General features: G+C 67.4%; 22 protein-coding genes. 8 read left to right on the top strand and 14 right to left on the bottom strand.

Translation table 11 applies throughout. The features are described from left to right. Window positions 1–82: 82 nt before the first annotated feature. The 6 genes from AC1DRD_RS17910 to argH are packed head-to-tail and all read right to left on the bottom strand — an operon-like array spanning window position 83 to window position 5771. A complete protein-coding gene (locus tag AC1DRD_RS17910) occupies window positions 83–1117 on the bottom strand; it encodes a D-cysteine desulfhydrase family protein (RefSeq protein ID WP_478042411.1) in 1035 nt (344 codons plus the stop codon). A 19-nt stretch (window positions 1118–1136) separates the two neighbouring features. After that, complete coding sequence (locus tag AC1DRD_RS17905; protein ID WP_478032926.1) at window positions 1137–2093, bottom strand: CorA family divalent cation transporter; 957 nt, start codon at window positions 2091–2093, stop codon at window positions 1137–1139. Further along, window positions 2090–2848 (bottom strand): precorrin-2 dehydrogenase/sirohydrochlorin ferrochelatase family protein, encoded by a 759-nt coding sequence (locus tag AC1DRD_RS17900; protein WP_478042409.1) that lies wholly within the window; start codon window positions 2846–2848, stop codon window positions 2090–2092. The genes AC1DRD_RS17905 and AC1DRD_RS17900 overlap by 4 nt, the downstream gene beginning before the upstream one ends. Continuing rightward, entirely contained in the window at window positions 2845–4116 is a 1272-nt protein-coding gene (lysA, locus tag AC1DRD_RS17895) for a diaminopimelate decarboxylase (protein ID WP_478042408.1), read from the bottom strand. Before lysA ends, AC1DRD_RS17900 begins: the two co-directional genes overlap by 4 nt. Window positions 4117–4122: 6 nt before the next feature. Continuing rightward, window positions 4123–4362 (bottom strand): hypothetical protein, encoded by a 240-nt coding sequence (locus AC1DRD_RS17890; protein ID WP_478032921.1) that lies wholly within the window; start codon window positions 4360–4362, stop codon window positions 4123–4125. Continuing rightward, window positions 4359–5771 carry an argininosuccinate lyase gene (gene argH, locus AC1DRD_RS17885; protein ID WP_478042479.1) on the bottom strand — a complete coding sequence of 471 codons (1413 nt, stop codon included), beginning with the start codon at window positions 5769–5771 and terminating at the stop codon, window positions 4359–4361. The genes AC1DRD_RS17890 and argH overlap by 4 nt, the downstream gene beginning before the upstream one ends. 139 nt (window positions 5772–5910) lie before the next feature. Between argH and AC1DRD_RS17880 the strand changes: the two genes are divergently transcribed. Both AC1DRD_RS17880 and AC1DRD_RS17875 read left to right on the top strand, forming a co-directional pair. Then, window positions 5911–6390, top strand: coding sequence for a TlpA family protein disulfide reductase (locus AC1DRD_RS17880; protein ID WP_478042406.1), 480 nt, complete (start codon window positions 5911–5913; stop codon window positions 6388–6390). A 165-nt stretch (window positions 6391–6555) separates the two neighbouring features. Continuing rightward, window positions 6556–7239 carry a PilZ domain-containing protein gene (locus tag AC1DRD_RS17875; protein WP_478042405.1) on the top strand — a complete coding sequence of 228 codons (684 nt, stop codon included), beginning with the start codon at window positions 6556–6558 and terminating at the stop codon, window positions 7237–7239. A gap of 169 nt (window positions 7240–7408) precedes the next feature. Here the strand turns inward: AC1DRD_RS17875 and AC1DRD_RS17870 are convergent, their stop codons facing one another. From AC1DRD_RS17870 to AC1DRD_RS17845, 6 genes are all read right to left on the bottom strand, one after another. Then, window positions 7409–8293 carry an RDD family protein gene (locus tag AC1DRD_RS17870; RefSeq protein ID WP_478032915.1) on the bottom strand — a complete coding sequence of 295 codons (885 nt, stop codon included), beginning with the start codon at window positions 8291–8293 and terminating at the stop codon, window positions 7409–7411. Further along, window positions 8277–9308, bottom strand: a complete 1032-nt coding sequence (locus AC1DRD_RS17865; RefSeq protein WP_478042403.1) for a stage II sporulation protein M — start codon at window positions 9306–9308, stop codon at window positions 8277–8279. The genes AC1DRD_RS17870 and AC1DRD_RS17865 overlap by 17 nt, the downstream gene beginning before the upstream one ends. Further along, window positions 9305–10621, bottom strand: a complete 1317-nt coding sequence (locus tag AC1DRD_RS17860; RefSeq protein WP_478032913.1) for a DUF58 domain-containing protein — start codon at window positions 10619–10621, stop codon at window positions 9305–9307. The genes AC1DRD_RS17865 and AC1DRD_RS17860 overlap by 4 nt, the downstream gene beginning before the upstream one ends. 193 nt (window positions 10622–10814) lie before the next feature. After that, window positions 10815–11771, bottom strand: a complete 957-nt coding sequence (locus tag AC1DRD_RS17855; protein ID WP_478042402.1) for an AAA family ATPase — start codon at window positions 11769–11771, stop codon at window positions 10815–10817. Further along, on the bottom strand, window positions 11768–12988 hold the full coding sequence (locus AC1DRD_RS17850; RefSeq protein WP_478042400.1) for a hypothetical protein: 1221 nt from the start codon (window positions 12986–12988) through the stop codon (window positions 11768–11770). Before AC1DRD_RS17850 ends, AC1DRD_RS17855 begins: the two co-directional genes overlap by 4 nt. Beyond that, window positions 12985–13701: a DUF4129 domain-containing protein gene (locus AC1DRD_RS17845; RefSeq protein WP_478042399.1), complete on the bottom strand. Its 717-nt coding sequence runs from the start codon at window positions 13699–13701 to the stop codon at window positions 12985–12987. Before AC1DRD_RS17845 ends, AC1DRD_RS17850 begins: the two co-directional genes overlap by 4 nt. 166 nt (window positions 13702–13867) lie before the next feature. Here AC1DRD_RS17845 and AC1DRD_RS17840 point away from each other — a divergent pair, with 166 nt between their 5' ends. Continuing rightward, window positions 13868–14632, top strand: coding sequence for a hypothetical protein (locus AC1DRD_RS17840; RefSeq protein WP_478032907.1), 765 nt, complete (start codon window positions 13868–13870; stop codon window positions 14630–14632). A 46-nt stretch (window positions 14633–14678) separates the two neighbouring features. Here the strand turns inward: AC1DRD_RS17840 and AC1DRD_RS17835 are convergent, their stop codons facing one another. After that, the gene (locus AC1DRD_RS17835; protein ID WP_478042398.1) at window positions 14679–15920 is read right to left on the bottom strand and encodes an MFS transporter; all 1242 of its coding nucleotides are present in this window, start codon (window positions 15918–15920) and stop codon (window positions 14679–14681) included. Window positions 15921–16162: 242 nt separating this feature from the next. Here AC1DRD_RS17835 and AC1DRD_RS17830 point away from each other — a divergent pair, with 242 nt between their 5' ends. Further along, window positions 16163–17212 carry a LacI family DNA-binding transcriptional regulator gene (locus tag AC1DRD_RS17830; RefSeq protein WP_478042396.1) on the top strand — a complete coding sequence of 350 codons (1050 nt, stop codon included), beginning with the start codon at window positions 16163–16165 and terminating at the stop codon, window positions 17210–17212. 436 nt (window positions 17213–17648) lie between these two features. After that, complete coding sequence (locus AC1DRD_RS17825; RefSeq protein ID WP_478042395.1) at window positions 17649–19916, top strand: transferrin receptor-like dimerization domain-containing protein; 2268 nt, start codon at window positions 17649–17651, stop codon at window positions 19914–19916. 30 nt (window positions 19917–19946) lie between these two features. Here AC1DRD_RS17825 and AC1DRD_RS17820 read toward each other — a convergent pair whose 3' ends face one another. After that, a complete protein-coding gene (locus AC1DRD_RS17820) occupies window positions 19947–20690 on the bottom strand; it encodes a potassium channel family protein (RefSeq protein ID WP_478042394.1) in 744 nt (247 codons plus the stop codon). Between the two features lie 205 nt (window positions 20691–20895). Here AC1DRD_RS17820 and AC1DRD_RS17815 point away from each other — a divergent pair, with 205 nt between their 5' ends. Genes AC1DRD_RS17815 through AC1DRD_RS17805 form a run of 3 tightly spaced genes read left to right on the top strand, consistent with a single transcriptional unit; the run spans window position 20896 to window position 24880 of the window. After that, window positions 20896–22014: a CaiB/BaiF CoA transferase family protein gene (locus AC1DRD_RS17815; RefSeq protein ID WP_478042393.1), complete on the top strand. Its 1119-nt coding sequence runs from the start codon at window positions 20896–20898 to the stop codon at window positions 22012–22014. 56 nt (window positions 22015–22070) lie between these two features. Beyond that, window positions 22071–23819, top strand: a complete 1749-nt coding sequence (locus AC1DRD_RS17810; RefSeq protein ID WP_478042392.1) for a chloride channel protein — start codon at window positions 22071–22073, stop codon at window positions 23817–23819. Beyond that, on the top strand, window positions 23816–24880 hold the full coding sequence (locus AC1DRD_RS17805) for a S1C family serine protease (protein WP_478042390.1): 1065 nt from the start codon (window positions 23816–23818) through the stop codon (window positions 24878–24880). Before AC1DRD_RS17810 ends, AC1DRD_RS17805 begins: the two co-directional genes overlap by 4 nt. Window positions 24881–25030 lie beyond the last annotated feature (150 nt).

Below are 25030 nucleotides of genomic sequence, written 5' to 3'. Positions count from 1 at the left end.
GGAGAGGGCTAGAAGGCGAGCCCCCCGCAGCTGGGGAGGAATTGGACTCAATTCCGCAACCCGATGTCGGCGTACCACTGGATCAGTCGTCACTCGCGATAGCATCCCGATAGGCGAACAGACCGGGGGTGCCGCCGGTCATCACGAACAGCACGTCGCGGTCCTGCCACGCACCTGTGCGCATGCCGTCGAGCACGCCGGCGAACGCCTTGCCGCTATAGACGGGATCGAGCAGCATGCCCTCGCTGCGCGCCATGATCCGCAGCGCGTCGACCATTGCGTCGGTCGGTATGCCATAGGCTTCACCGCGCTGTGACGCGTCGATGCGGATCGCGTCGTCGGCGAGATCCCGGTCCGGCGCGATCAGGCTGAGCGCCGCGGAGGCGAGGCGGCGGGTCTCGTCCATGGCCTTGTCGAGCGGCGCCAGGACGGTGAAGGACAGGATGCGGCGCGGGTCGTCGCCCGCGGCGCTCAGCCCCGCCGCGAGGCCGGCATGGGTGCCGGAACTTCCGTTCGGCACGACGATCGCCGCGAAGCGGCGGCCGGCGGCTTGTTCTTCCTCGAGGATTTCCGCTGCGCAGACTGCATAGCCCAGACATCCGAGCGGCGAGGACCCGCCACTGCCGACGACATAGGCCTTGCGCCCGTCGCGTGCGAGTTCTTCGGCGCGCGCCTGCGCGGTCCTCAGCGCATCCACCTCGCCCGGCAGCCGACGCACAGCCGCACCGAACAGATCGTCGAGCAGCAGATTACCGTTCGTCCGATAGGCTTCGTCATGGCGCGGCACGACATCACTCAGCATCAATTCGCAGGCGAGGCCGGCGCGTGCCGCCGCGGCCGCGCTTTGCCGTGCGTGGTTCGATTGCAAGCCGCCGGTGGTGATGAACGTGTCGCAGCCCTGGGCGATCGCCTCGCCGATCAGGAATTCCAACTTGCGCAGCTTGTTGCCGCCACCGCCGACGCCCATGACGTCGTCGCGCTTGACCCACAAACGAGCCCCGCCCGTTGCCGTGCCGAGCACTTGCTCCAGGCGAGCCAGCCGCTGGATCGGCGTCGGGCCGTCGAGCAGCCGAAAACGCGGAAATTCCTCCAGCTGGCTTCTCATCTCTGCGACCATGTCCCGTCTCCGTCGCGCCTCAACCCCGCAGCCAATGCCGCCGGACAAAATAGCTTGTCACGCTCACCGCGGTCAGCACGCAGATCCCGACGATCGCATCGAATGCCCATGATTTGTCGGCGAGCCACAGCCCCTTGACGTTCATCCCGTACAACCCGGTCAGGAACGTCAGCGGCAGGAAGATCATCGCGACGATCGAGATGATCAGCGCGCGCTGGTCGATCTGTTCGGCGCGCAGATCGGTCAGCGCTTCATGCGTCAGCGCCGAGCGTTCGCGGATGCTCTCCAGTTCCTCGGCCATGCGCGCCGCGCGGTCGGCGGCGGCCGACAGATGCAGGCGATCGTCGTCGCCCAGCCAGCCGACCTGGAGCGTGCTGAGCTTTTCGATCGCCGTGCGCTGCGGCGCGAGGAAACGGCGATAGCCGATCGACTGGACGCGAACCCGGGTGACGGTGCGGCGCAACTCGAAGATCTTTTCATTGTCGAGCGAGCTCTCGCATTCGTCGAGATCGTCGCCCAATTGCGCGACATCGGGGTCGAGGTCGCTGGTGATCGCGGTGGCGAATTCGGTGATCAGGTCGCCGGGATCGCGCACCTGGCCGGCCTCGACGCATTGTTCGACCAGCTTGATCGCGTTCAATGTCTTGCGCGTGACCGAGATGACGCGCCCGCCGAGCGCCCAGATGCGGACCGAGGCGAGCGGGTCGGACGAGACCAATTCATCCTCGGATCGCCCGCGCAAATTGAGCAGTGCGCCGTCGCCAAACTGCTCACAGCGCGGACGCGTCTCGGTCGCGGTCAGCGCATCGACCAGATAATCGTCGAGCTTGGCGATGTCCCGCAGCCAGGCCTGGGCGTGCTCGTTGTTGGTCGTCAGATGGACCCAGACGAAGCCGTGCTCGATATCGAGCGCCTGCTTGATCTCGCACCGCGTCGACTTGCCGCTTTCGTCGACATGATAGGCGAAACCGCTCATTGCGCCATCTCCAGATACACGGTCAGTCCTTCTGCCATATCAACGGGCGCCGCAACCGCAACGATCCGCGGCGCATCGGCGCGCGCGCGGTCGAGGATCGCGGGCGGCACGTCGGGCGTATGAACGATGCGGTCGGCCCGGGCGAGCAATCTCGCCTGGTGGAGCGTGAGGTCATCGGGGTCGGGCGAGGAGAGGCGGATCGCCTCGATTGCGCGCGGGCACGATGCGTCGCCGTGCCACGCATCGACGCTGGCCGCATCGGCGACCAGCGGATCGAGCACACCGCCTTCGCTCAGCGCCTGCGCCAAGGCGCGGCGGCGGGCATCCATATCGGGGAGCGACGCCTTGAGCCGCGCGCGAACCGCATACAGCGCGTCGGCGAGTCCACCCAGCGTCGTCGGCAGCAGTGATTCGAGCCGCTGACGCAGCGCCGCTGCCAGCCCCGCCGACGCCCCGCCCGTGCCGATCGCGACGATCACCGGCGAGCGATCGACGATCGCGGGCAAGGTGAAGTCGCACAGATCGGGGCGATCGACCGCATTGACCAACACGCCGCGCGCCTTGAGCCGCGCGACCGTCGCGTCGGGGTCCTCGAGCGCCACGATCGCCAGCGCCGCGTCATCTTTTTCGCCGACGATCGTCGCGCCCGCGCGGTCGAGCAGGCGGCGTTTGGCGTCCGCGCTGTCGCCCTCGCCGATCAGCATCACCGGCCGCCCCGCCAGCCGGAGGAAGACCGGCAGGCTGTGCAAGGTCACGCGGCAACCGTCCCGAGCCAGTCGGGAACATGTTCCTCCGACATCACGCGATAGGCCGGGATGCGTTCGGCGACCACGGCGTAGCGGTCGCCATCGACCATCACTTCGGGCACCAGGGCGCGGCTGTTATAGGTCGATGCCATCGTCGCGCCATAGGCGCCGGCAGTACGGAAGATGGCGAGGTCGCCTTCCTTCACCTTGTCGATGTCGCGCGCCTTGGCGAAGGTGTCGCCGCTTTCGCACACCGGGCCGGCGATATTGGCGACGAACCGCGCGCCGCTCGGCTTCACCGCGACGAAATCGTGCCAGGCATCGTACAGCGCCGGCCGTGCGAGGTCGTTCATCGCGGCGTCGACGATCACCCAGGGATTGGTGGGCGAGGGTTTCACCCAGATCACTTGGGTCAGCAGCACCCCGGCATTGCCGGCGATGACCCGGCCCGGCTCGAACATCAGTTCGACGTCCCAGTCGCGGGTGACGCGCGCGACCATTTCGCCATAAGCGGCGGGGCTCTCAGGCTTGTCCTCGGCGCGATAGGCGACGCCCAGGCCGCCGCCCAGGTCGACGCGATCGATGCGGTGGCCGGCGGCGCGCAGATCGGCGACGAGCTGGCCGATCCGGCGATAGGTCGCTTCCATGGGCGCGACGCTGAGCAATTGGCTGCCGATATGCGAGGCGACACCGCGCAATTCGAGGCCGGGAAGCTTCGACAGCCGATCATAGATAGCGGGCGCGTCGGCGATCGCGACGCCGAACTTGTTGTCCGCCTTGCCGGTCGAGATCTTGGCGTGCGTCCCGGCATCGACATCGGGATTGACCCGCAGCACGCATGGCGCCTTGATTCCGCGCGCGGCGGCGATTTCCGACAAAGCGACGCCTTCGGCTTCGAGCTCGAGGTTGAACTGACCAATGCCGCGGTCAAGCCCCTGCGCCAGCTCGCCGCGGGTCTTGCCCACGCCCGAGAAGACGATATCCCGCGCTGGCACGCCGGCAGCCAGTGCACGTTCGAGCTCGCCGCCCGATACGACGTCGGCGCCATAACCGGCATTGGCCATCACGCGGAGCACCGCGAGATTGGGATTGGCCTTGATCGCATAAGCCAGATGGACCCGCGGCAGGTTTTTCAGGCCGTCGCGAAACGCATGCGCGTGCCGCTCGAAGGTGCGGCGCGAATAGATATAGACGGGAGTCCCCACCTCGGCGGCGATGCGCGCCATGGGGACGTCTTCGGCGTAGAGCTCGCCGTTCTTCAGGTTGAAATCGTCCATGAAAACTCAGTTGGCGGGGGGGAGATCGAATTCGTTGCCCTGGCGCTCCTGCGAACTGGTCAGCAAATCGTCGCTGCGGGCGGGGCGCGCCTGGATCGAGGCGGTGAGGAGCTGGTTCGGCGTCGGAGTGGCGGTGGCGCCATAAGGTGCGACCGGCAACGCCTTGCCCGCGACCGGTTTCAAATCGCGCGCGGCACCACATGCCGACAGCGCGAGAACCAGGCCGAGGATGACAAACCGTTTCACGTCTTTTCTCCCGTGCGCGCCGCCTTTGCCGCCGCGCCCTCGTTTGCGCGTACCGCTTTCGCGGCCGCGATGGCCTCCCGTACCCGTATCGGCGCGGTGCCGCCAGCACTGGTGCGGCTCGCGACCGACGCATCGACACTCAGCACATCATAGACGCGTTCGTCGATTCGCGCATCGATCGCTTTCAGCGTTTCGATCGGTAATTGATCGAGCGCGACATGCGCCTCTTCCGCCGCCTTGACCGCGCGGCCGGTGACGTGGTGCGCCTCGCGGAACGGCAGGCCTGCTTCGCGCACCAGCCAGTCGGCGAGATCGGTCGCGGTGGCGAAGCCCGATTCGGCGAGGCCGCGCATGCGATCAGTGCGGAACGTCGCGCTCTCGACCATGCCGGTCATCGCCGCGATCGACAGCGCCAGCAGATCGTGCGCCTCGAACACCGGCGGTTTGTCGTCCTGCATGTCCTTCGAATAGGCCAGCGGCAGGCCCTTCATCGTCACGCACAGAGCGGTCATGCAGCCCATGATCCGCCCGGCATGGCCGCGCACCAATTCGGCGGCGTCGGGGTTGCGCTTTTGCGGCATGATCGAGCTGCCGGTCGACCATTGGTCGGACATGGCGACGAAGCCGAATGGCTGCGACGCCCAGATCACGAATTCCTCGGCCAGGCGGCTCAGATGCAGCGAGCATTGCGTCGCCGCCATCAGATAATCGAGCGCGAAGTCGCGGTCGCTGACCGAATCGAGCGAATTGGTCGTCGGGCCGTCGAACCCGAGCGCCTTTGCCGTCGCATCGCGGTCGAGCGGGAAGCTGGTCCCGGCGAGCGCGGCGGCGCCGAGCGGAGAGCGGTTCATCCGCGCGCGATTGTCGGCGAAGCGGCTGCGGTCGCGCGCGATCATGTCGTGATAGGCCATCAGATGATGACCGAGCGTCACCGGCTGCGCCGACTGGAGATGGGTGAAGCCGGGCATCACCGCCTCGGCATGCTCCTCGGCGCGGGCGATCAGCGCGTCCTGCAATTCGCCCAGGGCGGCGGCGACCTGATCGATCGCATCGCGTACCCACAGCCGGAAATCGGTCGCGACCTGATCATTGCGCGAGCGCGCGGTGTGCAGCCGCCCGGCGACCGGCCCGACCTTCTCGGCCAGCCGCGCCTCGGTCAGCATATGGATGTCCTCGAGCGCGAGATCGTCGGGCACGCCGTCGCGCGCATAATCCTCGGCAACCGCGTCGAGCCCCTTGGCGATCGTCGCGACATCGTCGGCTTTCAAGATGCCTTGCGCGCCGAGCATCGCGACATGCGCCTTCGACCCGGCGATGTCCTGACGCCACAAACGCTTGTCGAACGGTATCGAGGCATTTATCTCGCGCATCACCGCCGCCGGTCCCTCAGCGAACCGACCGCCCCACATCGCGTTCGAGGTCTGTTTGCGCTCTATCGTTCTTCTCCTCGCGGCCACCGCTTTGATCGGCGGCTGCGATAGGCCGTCCACTCCCAAGGGGCAAGCGAACGACAGCGCGGCGCTGCCGACGCTCGACGAAGCGTCGAACATGACACCCGCGCCCTCGGCGCCCGATACGGGTGTCGACGTCATCGGCAAGCTGGTCCGCGACCATAAGGGAGAGGCCGCGCCCGATGCCGGCTTCATTGGTCCCGACGGCAAGGCGCTGACCTTGGCCAGTTTCGCCGGCAAGCCGGTGCTGCTCAATCTGTGGGCGACCTGGTGCGGGCCGTGCAAGGCCGAGATGCCGACGCTCGACAAGGTCGCGGGCGAGGGCAAGGTGCAGGTGGTGACGGTCAGCCAGGATCTGGACGGCAGGGCCGCGGTCGACCCCTATCTCGCCAAAGCCGGGCTCAAATCGGTCAAGGCCTATACCGACAAGGATCTGCATATGTCGGCCGCATTCGGCAATCCCAGCCTGCCGACGACGATCCTCTACGATTCGTCGGGCAAGGAAGTGTGGCGGATGATCGGCGGAATGGACTGGACCAGCCCGACCGCGCGGGGCCTGCTGGCCGAGGCGAAATAGCGGGTTCGCGTGCGCTGTGCACAGCTTGTCCATAGGAGTGGGTGCGCGCTATCGCCGACCGTCATACTTTGCTGTAGCACCTACGGATATGGTGGAGATGGCGAATATTGAGGCGCCCGATTGCCATTGCGGGCCGTCCGACTGGTCGCGACGGAATCGATCGGCATGAGTGACCAGGATCAGGGCGGAGCGGCCGGCGATCCCGGCGCGTCGGCTCGCGCTCGCGCGCCGCGCAAGAACCTGTTGCTGACCGCGACCATCCGTTCGGGAGGCGTGACCGCGCCGGTCAGGATCCGTAATCTGTCCGAAAAGGGCGCGATGGTCGACGGTCACGCGCTGCCCGAGCCCGGCGCGTCGGTCATCCTGCAGCGTCTCGAGGTCGAAATGCGCGGTGTCGTGGCCTGGCGAGCGGAGGGGCGCTGCGGAATCCAGTTCGAAGGCGCCGCGTCGGTCGACGAATGGGTTGCCGGTCGCCGCGCGCCGGCGGCGATCTTCGGTCAGGGGCAATCGCGAGTCGATCAGATCCAGGCCGCGATTCGCGGCGGCCGCGATATCCTCGATGAGGACGTGCCGGCTGCCAGGTCCGCCGAACTCATCACCGATCCCGAAGCACGCGTCGCCGAGGAGCTCGATCATGTCCAAAGGATGCTGGATGACGTGGCCGGGGATCTGATCGGCGACATGGCGCTACTGCAACGCCATGGCGAGGCGCTCCAGCGGTTCGACAATGCCTGCCAGATATTGAACCAGCTCTCCGCCATCCTGAAGGCGAAGGACCGCGCCGCCGCGATCGCCGGGGTCAATCTCGAAGCGTTGCGGGACAGGCTGTTGCGCAAGCCGGAGGCGTGAAGGCGCGGGCGGATCATTAGACCTTCTAGCCCCTCCCCTTCAGGGGAGGGGTTGGGGGTGGGGCGTATCAGTCTCACCGAGCTTGTCGCCCGTGGACAGGCCCCACCCCAACCCCTCCCCTGAAGGGGAGGGGCCTACACCCGGCACGACGATTGGGATGGGCAAGCGCTTACGCCGCGCGCGTCGCCTTCGAATATTTATCCTCGCGCCTGAGCCCGATCATCATGCCGCGCTCGAGCCGACCGCAGAGCGCGGCGTAATAGTCCGACAGGAAGCCGTAATCATCGCCATCGTCGGGCATGTCGCCCTTGCGCCGGATCGCGGCCGCGACGGTGACGATCGCGTCGGTATGGCCGCCGCGCAGCACCTCTTCGAGCGTCTGCAGCTCGTAAATGCCGTAGAGATCGAGCTGCGCGTCGCTGAACACGCGGCGCGGGCGGGTGCTTTGCGCCGCCGACGCGGCGAGGTCGTGGCCGAGCTGCGCGCGCGCACGGTGCACCACCCAGGTCCCGGCGAGCAGGTCGCCGACGCGCAGCCTGTCGCGATTGAACAGTGGGAAGAACAGGAAGATCATGCTCCAGGCGAGCGCGAGCAGCGGCAACAGCACATCGCCGCCCGTGAACATCGCGCCGAGCGAAGCGAAGAAATAGGACAGAGGCAGGAATATCTCGATCTCGCGCATCGCGTTGCGCGCGATCACCGCGCCGCCCGTCAGCCGCGCGCCGTCGCGCGCCACCACGCGCAGCCCGACGATCCTCTTGCCCGGCGTCGCGCCGCGCGCGCCCATCTCGAACAAGGTGAACCAGCCGTTCCTCAGGATGAAGAAGCCGACGATCCACAGCCCGACCATCAGGATCGATCGCGATGCGAACGCCATCAGCCCGATCGCGATCGTGGCGAGGATCAGCACGCCCAGCATCAGCACGCCGTCGAGCAGGAACGCGCCAGCGCGCGCACTCGCTGTGCCGAGCTCGATATTGAGGTCGACGCCCTCGGGCGTGATGAAGCGGCGCCGGAGTGCGGCGATCGAGGTACGGCTAGGCGGGCGCGCCATCGCGTTTCCCCCTCGGCATGTAGAAATAGAGCAGCCAGCCGGCCAGCATCACCAGCCCGATCGCGTAGCGCAATTCGTCATTGGTGATCGTCTGGCGTCCGATCCCTTCGAGCAACCCGGCGACCGCCAGCATGACTACCGTGCCGCCCATCGCGGTCGCCGCAGACCGTCCCGCCGCCACCGCCGCATCGGTGCGCGACAGCCGGCCCGGAAACGCGATGGCCAGCCCGATGCGGAACCCAGCCGCGCCCGAGATGATGATCGCGAACAATTCGGTGGTGCCGTGGATCATCAGCCAGCCGATGAAACCATAGCCCAGTCCTTTCGACGCGAAGACCTCGACCATCGCCCCCAGCATCAGGCCGTTATAGACGATCAACCCCGCGGTCGGCACGCAGAACATGAACCCTAAGGCGAACGAGAAGATCGCGATCTGCGCATTGTGGGTGAACAGGAACGAGGCGAACAGGGCGAGCGCGCTCTGTTGCGCGTCCTTGCCGCCGTCATAGAGGGTCTGGCGGAGCAATTCGGTGCTCGCGGTCGGGTCGCGGCCCTGCGCCATGCCGTCGGGGATCATCGCATAATACCAGGACGGATCGTGCGTGATCATCAGATAGGCGACTACCGCGCCGGCGACGGTCAGCAGGAACGAGACCAATGTCTCCTTCCACAATGCCTGCACCGCCTCTGGCCAGCCGCGCGCGAAGAAATGCGCGAGTTGCTTCATCGGCGAGGTCGGAACGCCGTAAATCTGGAAATAGGCGCGCGTGCAGAGCTGTTCGAGATAGGTGATCAGCGCGCGGTCGAGCGAGGTTTCTCGCGCGACCGACAGCGAGGACAGAGCGGCGCGATAGAGCAGGGGCAGGACCAGCAATTGCTGATCGGGCACTGCCTTGACGCCGCGCTTTTCGATCAAGGTCAGGATCTTGTCGAGCTGATCCCAATCGGCCTCGTGCACCGCGCGGAAGCGCGTCGCGTTGACCAGCGGCGTGCGGGCTTCGACATAGGCCGTCACAGCAGGTTCCTCCGCTTGAGGTCGACATAGCCCTCGACCAGGCGATCGGCGACGCGGTCATAGTCGCTCTCGATCACGTGCGCGCCGAGGTGGCGCAGCCGGGTCAGCGCGAGCAGCCGGTCCTTGAGCAATCCCGCCGCGGTCACCGCGCGGGTGATATCGTCGGCGGTATCGGGGGCGTGATCGACCAAAGATTCGAGTTCCTCGTCGCGCAGCACGACGATCAGCAACAGGTGCGTCTCGACCAGCCGGGCGGCGGCGCGGATCATGAAGTCGGCGCTGGTCAGGTCGGTGAATTCGGTGAACATCACGATCATCGACCGCCGCGTCAGCCGCGCGGCGAGCGTGGTCAGCGCATAGGTGTAATTGGTCTCCTCGCCCGAATAATCGATCCCGGCGGCGAGGTGCTGGAGCTCGGGAAAGGCCGAGGCGCCCGAGATCAGCCCGCTGGCGATGCGCGGGCGCGAATCGAACGAATGGAGTGCGACGCGGTCGCCGAGCTTGAGCGCGACCCAACCGGTCAGCAGCATCGCCGCGACCGCGCGGTCGACGCGCGGGATGCCGGCGACGGGCTCGGACATCTGGCGCCCTGAATCGATCGCGAAGACGATCTGGTTGTTGCGTTCGGTGCGATATTCCTTGGCGTGCAGCTTCTGGTGCCGCGCCGATTGCTTCCAGTCGATCGCGCGGCGATCCATGCCCGAGCGGAATTCGACCAAGGCATCGAAATCGGTACCGTCGCCGCGGTCGAGCTGGGTCATCAGTCCCTGTAGCGCGTGGCGCTGAAAGATCCGCGCGCCGCGTTCGCGGACCGGGCGGATATCGGGCAGGATCTTGAGCGCCGCCTCGCTCGCCATCCGCTTCTGCCGCCACACCAGAGCGAGCGGGCCGCGCCAGCGTACCCAGAAAGTCGCGAAATGCGCGGTGCCGCGACGGCGGGTCGCGACCGGCAGCGCGATCGCGCCCTTGCCCTGGTCGAGCTGGACAATGGCGCGGCCGTCATCCTCCAGCGCCACCAGCGGATCGGCGGCGATCGCGATCTGGACATTGCCGGGCCCGCCACGCGCCGGTCCCTCGACGCTGATCACCGCGTCGACCGTTTCGCCGACGCTGGCGGTGCGCGGCAGGGTCAGTCCCGCGGCGATACGGCCGGCAGGCAAGGCGAGCATCGCGTCGATCAGCGCGCCGAGCAGGATCGCCGCGGGCCAGGCCAGCCCGGCATACCAATGGTCCGGCGCCAACACGGCGATCAACAGCGCGACGGGGGCTCCCGCCGCCGCCGCCATCACCGCGAAGCGCGTAGGGTAGATCAAAGCTGATTCCCCTCGGCCGCGCCAATGGAGCGCGGTTCTCGGTGGCCTTCGCTCCCAACCGTCATGCCGGCCTTGTGCCGGCATCCACGGTGCCGCGAGCGCGAAACAAGAAGCTCGAGCGTATCGGCCTGCCGCCCGGTGGATGCCGGGACGAGCCCGGCATGACGATTGGGGGAACCGGCGGAAGCCATCTTCACCGCGGCGCCTCGATCGTCTCGATGATCGAATGCACCACTTCCTCGACCATGCGGCCGTCGATCTCGGCGGCGGGCGACAGGATCAGGCGGTGGCGGAGCAACGCCGGTGCCAGCTGCTTGACGTCGTCGGGAATGACGAAGTCGCGGCCATCGAGTGCTGCGCGCGCCCGCGCCGCGCCGGCCAGCATCGCGCCGGCGCGCGGGGAGGCGCCGCTTTCGAGATCGGCGACGTCGCGCGTGCCGCGGATCAAAGCGGCGATATAGTCGATCACTTCGTCGACCAGCCGCACGGTACCGACCGCGGCGATCGCCTCGCCGATCTTGGCGGCGTCGGCGCGCGGCTCGACGCCCCAGCCTTCCGGTTCCATCGCCGTCGCCCTGGCGCCGTGGGTGGCGATGATCTTGCGCTCCTCGGCGGCCGAGGGATAGTCGACCGTCTGCTTGAACAGGAAGCGGTCGAGTTGCGCCTCGGGCAGCGGATAGACGCCTTGCTGCTCGATCGGGTTCTGCGTCGCCACCACCATGAAGCGATCGCCCAGCGACAGGCTCTCGCCGTCGATCGTGACGGTGCGCTCCTGCATCGCCTCGAGCAATGCCGCCTGGGTCTTGGGCGGGGTGCGGTTGATCTCGTCGGCGAGCAGCATGTCGGTGAAGATCGGCCCCCGCGTCAGCGTGAAGGTCGAGGTCTGGAAGTTGAACAGATTGGCGCCGATAATGTCGCCCGGCATCAAATCGGGGGTGAATTGGATGCGCCCGAACTTGATCCCGACCGCGCGCGCGAAGCTGTGCGCGAGCAACGTCTTGGCGGTGCCCGGCGGGCCTTCGAGCAGGATATGGCCGCCGGCGAACAGCGCCACGAGCATCAGCTCGACGGTCGCTTCCTGGCCGACCACGGCCTTGCCGACTTCCTGGCGAATCGCCATCGCCAGATTGCGGACTTCCTCGACCGTCACTTGCCCTTCTCCTTCTGCCAATCGTGTAGCGCGCGCGCCGCGGCGACGAGGCTTGCCTTGTCGTCCGCATCGTCCACGGCCTGGGCGAGGTCTGTGAACCGCGACCGCCCGGAAATCTTGTCGAGATAGGCGTCGATCGCCGGCCCGCGCAGCCGCGACGGCACGCCGAACGCGACGATCGCGCGCTCGCGGATCGCCTCGACATAGCGCCCGCCGAGCCGTGCCTGGCGCCCGGCCTTGCGGATCAGCGCGGCGGCATTGTCGACCAACGCGGTCTTGCCGAACGCGATCGCGCGCTCGCGATGCACCGCGGGACCGAACCGCGCGAACGCCTGCCATCCGGCCAGCAGCATCGCCGCGACGATCGCCAGGGTCATCGCCAGGAACGGCGGATCGAAGGCGAGCCGCAACGGGTTCTTGGCCTTGCCCAGCCCCGCCAGCGTGACGTCGAAATCGAAATCGCGGTCGGCGTCCTGGTTGAGCGCATCGAGCAGCGCGAGCGCGGCGCGCGCCTGGCTCTCCTTGCGCATCCCCATGTTCGACAGGATGTCGGGGTCGGCCAGGACGTAGAGCGATTTGCTGCCTACTTCGCCCAGCACGATATTGCCCTGATCGTCGGTCAGCAGCGGCTTGAGGTCGGCGCCGCTGATCGTCTGCAGCGGGCGCGGTGCCTCGAACCCGAAATCTTCCGTCATCCAGCCGGCCGAGCGGAGCGGACGCCCGCCGCTGGTCATCCGCGAGACGGTGAATTTGCGGTCGGGCGCGAGCACGCCTTCCGGTTCCTTTTTGTCGATCAGGCCCCAGCGCATCACCCAGCCGGGACGGCCGGCGGGGCGCTGCGGCGCGGTCGACCATTTGGGCAGCACGACCAGGGTCGGTAAATCGTCGCGCCGCAACAACACGTCGCCGAGCGGGGTCGATCCCAGCGGCGGAGTCAGGATCAACAGGCCGTTGGCGGCGAGTTGCGACGGGTCGCGAATCACCCGCGTATCCTTGCCCATCGCACGCGCCAGCCGGACGATGCCGGTATAGCCGGTCGCGCCGTTCGACAGCGCGTGCGCGGACGATCCGTTGGTCGAATCGGCCGGTGCCTCATAGGCATTGCCGAGCAGCAGGGCGACGAAGCCGATGATGCCGACCGCGAGCAACAGGATCACGGTGCGCAGGCGGAACGCGCCGCGATCGTCGCTGCCGCGGCCGATGACGAGGTCGCTCATGCTTTCCACATCTTGGGAAGAGCGAAGTCGGCATAAGCGGCGCGCGCCGCTTGCCAGGCATCGGCGTCGACTGGGCGGCCGCCGAACAGGCTGTGTTCGACATGGCGGGCAATCGACGCGAACAAGTCGCGCGCGCCGCTCGGGATCGCGCTCGCGGCGGCGAGTTCGCGGCTGGTCAGTGCCGGGCGAACGGCTTGTGGCCGGCGCTGGCGAATATCCTCGATCGAGCGGAACAGCAGGTGGTGGACCGCTTCGGCGAACAGACCCTTGGCAGCGAGCGCATCGGCTTCGTCGAGCCAGGCGCGGCCCTGCGCGGCGTCGGGCTGCCATTGCTCCTCTTCCTCGATCGCGACCGGCATCGCGGCGCGCGATCGGCGGCGGGGCAGGCGCCATTGGCCGTAGCGGAGTCGCTCGACGATCAGCCAGATCAGCGCCAGCGCGGCGATGCCGATCACGCCCCATAACAGGATGCGCGCATAAGGCGCCGCCGGCATGAAGCTGGTCAGCCAGGCGAAGAAGCGGCCGATCGGGGCGAGCACGTGCCCCAGCCATTCGAAGAATTGGGCGAGCCCCTTGAGCCAGGCCGGCGGTGCCGGGGGCGGAGGCGGCGGGGCCAGCGTGAACTGGACCGACGGGTCCGCGCGCAGCGCATCATGCGCCGCGGTGAAGCGGTCGGCAGCGGCCGCGGCACCATGCGTATTCCCCCCGGCCAAACGCCACCCCTGCGCTACGACGGTGCAGACTGGGCTGCACCCGAACTCCACATTGCTTACCCCATGCAGGTAAGCACGCAACCGCTAAAAGTTCCTTTTGAACCAAGTTGTTCTGGACAGCGATGAGCGCGGGGTTCAGCTTGCGACAGAGACATAAGGGGGCTTCATGTCGATCGGACGTATTCTCAACACCGCTTTCGGGGCGATTTTCGGCAATCTGTTCGTGATGTTGGGCATCGCGTTCCTGTTCGGAGGTCTGCCGCAGGGCGTGATCTCCTATTTCCAGGAATCGCTCACGCCACAGCTTGCGGCGGGCTCGATCAGCCTGGGTCAATATGTCGGCGTCGTGATCCTCGCGTCGCTGCTCAACATGGTCTTCACGGTGTTGGCGCAAGGCGCCTTGGTGCGAGCGACGATCGCTTCGAGCCATGGCGAGCGGGCGACGTTCGGCGAGTGCTTGTCGACGGCCCTTCGCCGACTGCTGCCGCTGCTGGGATTGGGCATCGTCAGCGGTCTGGCGGTCGGTTTCGCGGCGATCCTGTTGATCGTTCCCGGCATCATCCTCGCAGTCATGTGGTATGTCGCGGCGCCTGTCGTGATCGCGGAGCGCGAAGGCGTGTTTGCCGCTTTGGGACGCAGTGCCGACCTGACCAAGGGTGAGCGCTGGAACGTCTTCGTCGTGCTGTTGATCTTGTTCGCGTTCCTGGTCGGCCTCGTGATCCTCGGGGCGATCGTCGGCGGCATCGCGGGCGCAACGGGTATGGTCAGCGGCGCCGGCAACGCGATGTCACTCTTGGTCGCGGGTGCGACGATGGTCAGCGGGACGATCAGCGCGACGATCGCCGGGGCACTTCCAACCGCCGTCTACATCGAGTTGCGCGGGCTGAAAGAGGGACCGGAAGCGCATGGGCTCGACGCGGTGTTCGCTTAGATCTGGTGACGGCGGTCTGCTTCTAAAGAACAGCCGGCCTCCGACTTTAACGCCTCCCCCGCACGCCAAGCATCGCCAGCCCCGCGCACAGGACCAGCACCGCCAGCATCGCCATGACCGCGGCGAAATCGCGTGGCGATGCCAGCCACCAGGTCAGCAACGGGCCGAGCAACGAGGGTAAGGTGTTGGTCAGGTTGAACAGGCCGAGATCGCGCCCGCGATGCCGCGGGTCGGGCAGCAATTGCATCGAGAAGGCGACCTGAAGCGGCAGGAACACGCTATAGCCGATCGTATAGCAGGCAAAACCGATCGCTCCCGCCGTCCAGCTATGCGCTGCCGCCATGCCGGCGAGCCCGACCGCGGTGACGACAGCGGCGGCGACCAGGAACGGCTTGCGGCGGTCGAGCCGGTCGGACAGCCGCCCGAACAGCAAGGCGATCGGCAACGGCGCGATGAACGAGAGGGTCAGCAGGTTTCCGACGTGCGCCGCCAATTCGTCCCTGGGCCCATCCGGCACGATGCTTTCGAAATAATAGAGCAGATAGAGCTGAAGCACGCACCCCGCGACCTGGAAGAGCAATCGCGCGCACCATGCCACCGCCAGGTCATGGCGGCGCATTGCGACCGCGGCGCGCGGCGGATCGACGATCGGCAGCGGCCGCGCGTGGCTCAGGATCAGCGGAGTCAGGCAGATAGCGGCGACCGCGATGACGATCATCAGCCGGCTCGTCTCCCCCAGCGCGGAAATGCCGACGACCAATGCGAGCACGCCGGACGCGACCGGATAGCCAAGCGACAACAGACCGCCGGTAGTGCTTTTCTGCGAATCGGGAATCTCGTCCGCCATCACCGCGACCAGCGGCGCCAGCACCGCGTTGAGCGCGACCTGGAAGAACACGATCGCGCCGATGATCGTCGCGGGGCTGTCCGCGACCGCGATCGCCGCATAGGCAGCGATCGTCGCGATCAGGCCGCCCACCATCCAGCCCCGCCGGCCGCCGCCGCGCGCCACCGATCGGTCGCTCAACCAGCCGAACAGGATGTTGGAGGTGCTCGCCGCGATCGCTCCGGCGATCACGGTCGCGGTCAGCAGGTCGACTCGCGCCTCGCCCGCCAGCGTCTCGACCTTGATCGCCAGCAACAAGGTCAGCAGCGGGAGATAGCCGATCACCCCGCCGGCATTGGCCAGCGCATAGAGCAGCAGGAACCCGGTCGAGCGCTGCCCGGCCGCCGCGCCGCCGGTCGTGTCGCGTCGTCGGTCGACTGGCGGGGCGGGGATGCGGGACATCGGTTGGCTGGCATCATGTACGCGCGGGCAAGGCTCGGCAACGGGTAGATCGGAGGCTGGAGGGTTTGGCCGATCGCCGCCTCGCGGGCGCGACCAAAGTCGTACGGATTCGGGGCTTCCTGCTCTTTCAATATGAAGCTACCCAAGGATCATGCCGCGTAGCCATCGTCCGACCACTGAAATGCCGCGCGACCGGGTGTCGAGCCCGGCCGCTTGCGCGACGATCGGGCGCTGAGCGGTCGATGGCGCGGCGCAGGCAGAGCATTACGATCAAGCATGTCGCCGTTGATGCCGGCGTGTCGATGCAGACGGTCAGCCGGGTCATCAACAAGGAGCCCAATGTCCGGCGCAACATGATCGAGCGCGTCCAGCGATCGATCGACAAGCTTGGCTATGTTCCGTCGATCGCCGCGCAGCGGCTGGCCGGGACGCGATCCTATCTGATCCTGGCGCTCAACGATCGCGAGCGTACGATCGAGGGTTGGCGCGCGCGCGAGGGCAGCGACTGGGTCGACCAGATGCTGCTCGGCGGCATGCTGACCTGCGCGCAGCACGGCTATCGCCTGATCGTCGAACTGATCGACACGCATAGCGACCATATCGAGCGCGAATTGCTCGCGGCGATCGCATCGCTGCAGCCCGACGGCGTCATCCTGACTCCGCCGCATTCGGAGAATCCGCTGATCATCGACCTGCTGGTCGCGCATGGGATCAGCTTTGCGCGGATCGGGTCGCTGCGGCCGGGGCCGGGGTTCGCGCTGACGCTGGACGACGAACGCGCGGCGCGGCTCGCGACCGAGCATCTGATCGGCCTCGGGCACCGACGGATTGGCTTCGTCGCCGGCCCGCCGGATTACGAAGTGAGCGGCTGGCGCGTCGACGGCTGGCGGGCGGCGATGGCTGCGGCGGAGTTGCCGACCGACGGCCTGCTCGCGGCCGGCGACTTCTCTTATGCGTCGGGCAAGGCCGCTGCGACGCAATTGCTCGGCCGCGCGCCGGCCCCGACCGCGATCGTCGCGAGCAACGATCAGATGGCACTGGCAACCTTGGAGGTCGCCCGCGATCGCGGGCTTGCGGTGCCGCGCGATCTGTCGCTGATCAGTTTCGACGATACGCCGATCGTCCGCTTCACGCATCCTCCGCTGACCGCCGTGGTTCAGCGAATCGCCGAAGTAACCTCGCGCGCGGTCGAACTGATCATCACCGACCGCACCGGCAAGCATGAGTCCGCCGAGCCTGTCGTGGTGCCGGCGGAGCTCGCCATCCGCGGATCGACTGCCGCGCCGGGTTGATCGCGGCAGTGCTGCCTTTCTCCCTCCCGCTCGCGGGAGGGTCGGAGGGAGGGGATGTCGAAACCGATGCGGACGGTTAGGACACGCCCTCCCCTAAGAGCCCTCTCTCGCTTGCGGTGCACCGGGTCGGTCATGCCCCCGGCATGACCTGAACAGCGCGGGGCGCTGTTCACCAGGTGCAGGTTGGGTGAGGGTCTTCTTCTTCCAAGCGTGTGCCGAGATAGAAGAAGTAAGAAGACCCTCACCCTCCCACCGCTTTGCGGCGGGGCCCTCCCTCTCCCGCTTGCGGGAGAGGGCAGATTCTAGGGGAACGGCGGCCCGCCGTGCCGCGAGATAAGCCGACGCTTTTTCGCGTGGAAAGACTGGCCTGTTCCAAAGACTTCGCTAGGGTGCGCCGGTTTCCAACGGGGTTTATCCAGCAGCAAAGGGGCGCGCGATGGCGAAGGACCAGTATTGGGGTCGGTCGGGGGCGTGTCGCGTCCGGATGAGCGCCAAATCGGCGCTGGCCGCCATAGCGATCGCATTGGTCGCGGCGCAACCGCTCGGCGCGCAGACCATCGGCACCGCCGCGACCGAGAAGGCGTTCGATGCCCAGATCAGCAGCGCCGATCAGCTCGCCTGGCTCAAGGAGATGTCGTCGGCGCCCAACCATGTCGGCAGCCCGCACGACAAGGCCAATGCCGAGATGGAGCTGGCGCTGTTCAAGCAATGGGGCTGGGACGCGCATATCGAAACCTTCAAGGTCCTCTACCCGACGCCGATCTCGACCACGCTCGAACTGGTCGGGGCCGACCGCGTCACCCTGGGCGGGCAGGAGCCGCAGCTCGGCCCCGACAAGCTCGACGGCGCGCTGCCGCCTTATGTCGCTTATCAGGGTGACGGCGATGTCACCGCGCCGGTCGTCTACGTCAATTACGGCATGCCCGACGATTACGATTCGCTCGCGCGGCGCGGGATCAGCGTGAAGGGCAAGATCGTCATCGCGCGCTATGGCGGCGGCTGGCGCGGATTGAAGCCGAAGTTGGCGCAAGAGCATGGCGCGGTCGGCTGCCTGATCTATTCGGACCCGGGCGACGACGGCTATGCCCGCGGCGACGTCTATCCCAAGGGCGGGGCGCGGCCCGAGGGCGGTGTCCAGCGCGGCTCGGTGATGGACATGACGACCTATCCAGGCGATCCGTTGACCCCCGGCGTCGGCGCGACCGACAATGCCAAGCGCCTGACCCGCGCCGAGGCCAAGACGATCCTCAAGATCCCCGCGCTGCCGATCTCTTATGGTGACGCCGCCAAGATCCTCGCCGGGCTCGACGGTCCAGTGGTCACGGGCAAGGATCGCGGCGGGCTGCCGATCACCTACCATTGGGGCGGGTCGGACGCGGTCAAGGTCCACCTGGCGGTCAAGTCGGACTGGTCGCTCAAGACGCTCTACGACGTTATCGCGGTAATGAAGGGCAGCACGCGTCCCGACGAATGGATCGTCCGCGGTAACCATCGCGACGGCTGGGTGTTCGGCGCCGACGATCCGCTGTCGGGCCAGGTTGCCTTGATGTCCGAAGCCAAGGCGCTCGGCGTGCTGGCCAAGACCGGCTGGCGGCCTGACCGCACATTGGTCTATGCCAGCTGGGACGGCGAGGAGCCCGGCCTGCTCGGCTCGACCGAATGGGCCGAGACGCATGCCGATGAGCTCCAGGCCAAGGCCGTGCTCTACATCAACACCGACGACACCTCACGCGGCTTCCTCGGCGCCGAGGGCAGCCATACGCTCCAGCATTTCGTCAATTCGATCGCGCGCGACGTGCCCGATCCGCAAACCGGGGTCAGCGTCTATGATCGCCTCCGCGCGAGCGTCCGCGCCGGCGCCTATTCGGGCAGCGGGCGTGACGCGGGTTCGGGGGCGCTGGAGGCGGCGAAGTCTGGCGGCGACATCCCGATCGGCGCGCTCGGCTCGGGCTCGGACTATAGCTCGTTCATCGCGCATCTCGGCATCCCGTCGGTCAATCTCGGCTTCGGCGGAGAGGGTGCGGGCGGCGGGTCGTATCATTCGGCCTATGACACTTATTACCACGTCACCAATTTCGACGATCCCGGCCTGGTCTATGGCGCGACCTTGTCCAAGTTCGTCGGGCGGATGGTGCTGCGCGCGGCGGCCGCACCGCGCGTGCCGGTGCGCTATGGCGACATGGCCTCGACCGTGGCGCGCTATGTCGGCGAAGTGAAGAAGCTGGCGGCCGACCAGCGCGACCAGGACCGTGCGCTCAAGGACCTCAATCGCGACGATGTGTTCAAGCTGACCGCCAACCCGGTCGATCCCACCGCCGCGCCGGAGGATAAAGGCGTGACCCCGCTGATCGACATGCTCGCGCTGGAGGATGCGTCGGACCATCTGACCCGGTCGTCGCGCGCTGCCGACGCCGCCTTCGAGCGCGCCTCGCCCGACAAGGTCGCGAAGGCGATGGCGGTGCTGAAGGGTGTCGATCAATTGCTGCTCGACAAGGACGGCCTGCCTGGGCGGCCCTGGTACCGCAATTTGATCTACGCACCCGGAACGCTGACCGGTTATGGTGCCAAGACCTTGCCCGGCATTCGCGAAGGGATCGAGCAGCGCCGTTTCGACGACGCCAAGGACTATGTCGCGAAGACCGCCGCGGCGCTCAACCGCTATGCCGACCGGCTCGACGCGGCGGTCAAGGTCTTGAAGAGCTGATTTTCTGTCTCTTCGACTGCCCGACGATCGTCAGAACTGGTCGGCGTCTGTCTGAACGGGTTGCTTCGGCGGTTGCTGTTCGTGTGCCAGATGCAGCGCGACAAGGCGGGCGAGCAGGGTTGCGGGAAAGAGCTGGCCGAACACCGCTTCGAGCGTCGCCAGGCTACGCGCCAGGGGGTGGAGCGGGGTGATGTCGCCAAAGCCGACCGTCGTGATCGTGGTCAGGCTGAAATAGGTGAAGGCGGCAGTCGGCGCCTCGCCAGGCTGTATCACGATGTGGAACGCCTCGGGCACGACTTGCTGAAGGGCGGTATAGGCTATGCCGAACAATGCGGCGACGTTGAGATAAAGCAGGATCGCGCCGCGCACGCGGTGGACGGTCACGCGCTCGGCGGAAAAGACGTGGCGGGCGATCAGCGCGGTGATGGCGGCGTTGAACGCGAACGCGATCAGCGCGACCAGTTCGTGTTGTGCCGCGACGTCGAGATGGAGGTCGGCGCCCAGCCGTTGCGACACCGATGGCCCCATCGCCAACAAGGCCAGCGCGGCGATCACCACGCCCTGGACCACGCGGTGCCGCGTCAGCGCGGCGACGCTGATGGCGGCGAACGAGAAATGACAGAGATCGAGCAGGATCCGCCCGCCGGTCGAACGCGCGCCAAACGGAATGACCGCGAACAAGGTCACGCCCTGAAGGACGAGCAGGGCAGTCAGCGCGGTGTCGACTCGATGCTGGCGCAGGGTGTTGAAAGTGGTCTGGACTGTGCTCGGCATGCCGCGTTTTCGGGCGGCCGCCACGGCTTGGCAATGGCGGCCGCGACGAACGGAGCGCGGGGCGCAATGAGGCATCTCGAGTCGAGAAGATCTACTGGTCGGCCACTATCCATCCGCGGCGTCGGTGCTGAGGTTCGTCATCGCGCGAACGCCGCCCGAGCTGCATGGCAGTGACATCGCCGCGATCAGGCGCCAAGGAAGTCGAATGACCAAACCCGCTCCGCTCGCCGGCCTCAAGGTGCTCGAACTCGCGCGTATCCTGGCGGGACCGTGGGCGGGCCAGGTCCTGGCCGATCTCGGCGCCGAGGTGATCAAGGTCGAGAGCCCGGCGGGCGACGACACGCGCACCTGGGGGCCGCCGTTCATCGTCAACCCCGACGGCACGCGCGACGCGGCCTATTACCATTCGTGCAACCGCGGAAAGTCGTCGGTGGTGATCGACTTCACTACGCCCGAGGGGCAGGCCGAGGTGCGGCGACTGGCGGCGGACAGCGACGTCTTGATCGAGAATTTCAAGGTCGGCGGCCTCGTCAAATACGGGCTCGATTATGCCAGCCTGGCGGCGATCAACCCGCGCCTGATCTATTGCTCGATCACCGGCTTCGGCCAGGACGGGCCCTATGCCCCGCGTCCCGGCTACGACTTCATCATCCAGGGGATGAGCGGGATGATGGACCTGACCGGCGATCCCGACGGCGCGCCGCAGAAAATCGGGGTGGCGATGGCCGACATCGCCACTGGCCTCTATTCGGTGATCGGCATCCAGGCGGCGCTGATCCAGCGCGACAGGACCGGGCGCGGCCAGCATATCGATATGGCGCTGCTCGACACGATGACCGGGGTGCTCGCCAATCAGGCGGCGAATTACTTCGCCAGCGGGGTCACGCCGCCGCGCGTCGGCAACGCGCATCTCAACGTGTCACCCTACGCCGTCTTCCCGACCAGCGACGGCTGGTTCATCCTGGCGGTCGGCAATGACGGCCAGTTCCAGCGCTTCTGCGGCGTGGTCGGGATCGAGCCCGAGCAGCGCTGGGCGACCAACGCCGGCCGGATCGAGCATCGCGCGCCGTTGTTCGCGGCGATCGAGGCGGCCACGCGCCGGTTCGAGCGCGACGATCTGCTGGCCAGGCTGGAAGCGGTCGGTGTCCCGGTCGGACCGATCAACACGGTCGAGCAGGCGCTGACCGATCCCCAGGTCCAGGCGCGCGGCATGGTCGTGCCGGGCGAGCGGCTCGACGGCCTCAGGACGCCGATTCGCTTTTCCGACGCCGACCTCGCGCTCGGTCGCCCGGCGCCGCGGCTTGGCGAAGCGCGGCAAGACTGATTTTTGCCCCGGCGGGGCGGGTGACATCTTTGCCCTGGGCGATTAGGCGGATCGCGATGGCGACCCTCCCCGCCTTTCGACCCGCAGGTCTGTTGATCGGATTGCGGCGGCGCTTCCGTACCAGCGAAGCGGCGCTGATCCTGCTCGCGCTCGGTATCGGCCTGACGGCGGGGCTGCTCACCCTGGTCCAGAGCGGAATCGCGCATTTCATGCAGTCGCTGTTCTACGGCGTGTCGGGCGACGAGCGGTTGAGCGCGCAAACCACGATCGAACCGCTCCGGCTGCTCGCGCTGCCGTTGGGCGGATTGTTGCTGGCGGGGCTCGGCCGCTTGCTGCGCCGGGGCCGGGCGCCGGTCGACGTGGTCGAGGCAAATGCGCTGCATGGCGGTGTGATCCCGATGCGCGACAGCCTGACCGTCGCCGCGCAAACCCTGTTGTCGAACGGCATGGGCGCGTCGGTCGGGCTCGAGGCGGCCTATGCCCAGATGGGCGGAGGGGTCGCGTCGGTGGTCGGGCAATGGCTGAGGCTGCGGCGCGCCGATCTCCGTGTGCTGGTCGGGGCAGGGGCGGGCGCGGCGGTGGGCGCGGCGTTCGGGGCGCCGCTGACCGGGGCCTTCTACGCGTTCGAGATCGTGCTCGGCGCTTATACGCCCGCGGCGATCGCGCCGGTGGCAGTGGCCGCGCTGGCGGCGGTGGTGACGATGCGCATCTCGGGTGTGCCGGCTTATCTGATCGTCCTGCCCGCGGCGGAGGCGATCACCACCTGGGACTATTTCCTGTTCGCCTCGCTCGGACTGATCTGCGCGCTCGTCGGCATCGTGCTGATGCGCGCGGTCACGTTGGTCGAGATCGGGACGCGGCGCCTGCCGATCCCCGACATCTACCGCCCGGTGATCGGCGGATTGCTGCTGATCCCGATCGCCGCGCTGTCGCCGCAAGCATTGTCGGCCGGGCATGGGGCCTTGCACCTCGATCTGACGATGAAGGTCGGGCTGGCGTTCCTTGCGACGATCTTCGTGCTCAAGGTCGCGGCGTCGGCGATCTCGCTCGGGTTCGGATTTCGCGGCGGCCTGTTCTTCGCCTCGTTGTTCCTGGGGTCGCTGGTCGGCCAGCTGTTCGCGGGGCTGGTCAACCTCATCCCCGGCGCCGCGCATGTCAGCGCCAACGACGCAGCCTTGGTCGGCATGGCGGCGATGGCGGTGGCGGTGGTCGGCGGGCCGATGACGATGTCGCTGCTGGTGCTCGAATCGACGCACGATTTCGCGCTCACCGCGGTCGCGATCACTGCCTGCCTGTGCGCCAGCACTTTGGTGCGCGAGACGTTCGGCTTCTCTTTCTCGACCTGGCGCCTGCACACGCGCGGCGAGACGATCCGCAGCGCGCGCGATGTCGGCTGGATCAAGACGCTGACCGCGGGGCGGATGATGCGGCGCGGCATCCCCGAAATCGAGGGCGACACGTCAATCGCCGAATTCCGCCGCCGTTTCCCGCTGGGATCGATTACCCAGGTCGTCGCGCTCGGCCCGACCGGCGCCTATGCCGGGTTGATCCCGACCGTCGCTGCGCATGCGCCCGCGCTAGCCGAGGATGCGCCGGTCACCGCGGCGGCGATCCTGACCGACTTCACTTTGTCGCCCGATCAGGATGCCGCGGCGATCATGCGCGCGTTCGAGGAGCGCGAAGCCAACGAATTCGTCGTCACCGACGCCGACGGCACCGTGCTGGGCGTGGTCAGCGAGCGCTATGTCCGGCGGCGCTATACCGACGAGATCGAAAAGGCGCAGCGCGAGTTGTTCGGCGAATGAGCGCCACCCCGCCCGCCATGCCGTTCAGGAAACTGGCGATCACTGCCGCCGTCGTCTTGGTGTTGATCGTGATCGGCGTGGTGACCGGGGCACAGCTCTGGCGCCCGATGGCGACGGTTGAGCGCCACGTGGTCGCGCCGATCCAGCGCGTGACCAATCGCGCCTCTCCTTCCGAGATGTTGCCGGATCTGGTCGACACGGCCTGCCCGGCAATAGTCAGGATCGGACTGGGCGTGCCGCCCGCCTCGACCGCCAAGCCGAACCCGCTGGCATCGCGCGAGCTCGCCGGCATTGTCGTATCGCCTGATGGCTATATCGTCACCAGCGGCCGGATGCTGGCCGGCCGCGATACTTTGCCGGTCCAGTTCAATGACGGCCGCGAGCTCGACGCCAAGGTCGTGGCGAACGACCCGTTATCGGGGCTCGCGCTGGTCAAGGTCGACGGACGAAATTTCGCGACGCTGCAATTTGCCGACGCCGATTTGCCGCGGACCGGCCAATGGGGATTCAGCCTGACTTCGCCCGCGGGAAGCGGATGCGCGGTGCAGACCGGGGCGATCGCCCGGGATTTCGCGGCCGGCGGGGAGGCGCTGCGATCGTCGGTATCGATCGGCCCCGCGCCTACCACAAACGCCGAAGGCGTCCCCTTTATCGGCAGCGACGGCCGCGTGCTCGGCCTGTCCGCCTTTCCCGACGACGACAGCGCCGGCGATCTTGGCCTACTGGTTCCCGGCGACGTCGCCGCGCGAATCGTCAGTGAGATGCTGCGCAGCGGGGCGCCGCCGGCGGCGCCGTTCGGCATCGTAGCTGAGGATCTAGGCCCCGTTCTGGCAAAGCGGCTGGGTGCCGATCGCCAGCGCGGCGCGGTGGTGGTGATGGTCAGGCCGGGCTCGCCCGCCGACACGGCCGGCCTGAGAGCGGGCGACGTCGTGCTGACCGCGGGCCAGTCGCCGATCTCGGGGGCGTCCGAACTCGGCCGCGCGCTCGATCCCGATGCGGCGTCGATCGACCTCGAAATCGTCAGGCGCGGCGAGCGTCAGCAATTGACCCTGAAGTCGTAATCGAGCGGCCCACCCTCGGCCCGGCGATATCGGCCTGCTTCATCACCCAGGAAAGCGAAACGGGCCCGGCTGACGAGCTGTTGATCCCCATCGCGATCCACCTGCTCGAGTTCCGGCCTCAGATTGTGCGATCGTGAGCGCCGCCGCGAT

The organism is Sphingomonas sp. P4_G2, assembly GCF_056401155.1.
This window is presented reverse-complemented; position numbering and strand designations above follow the sequence as displayed.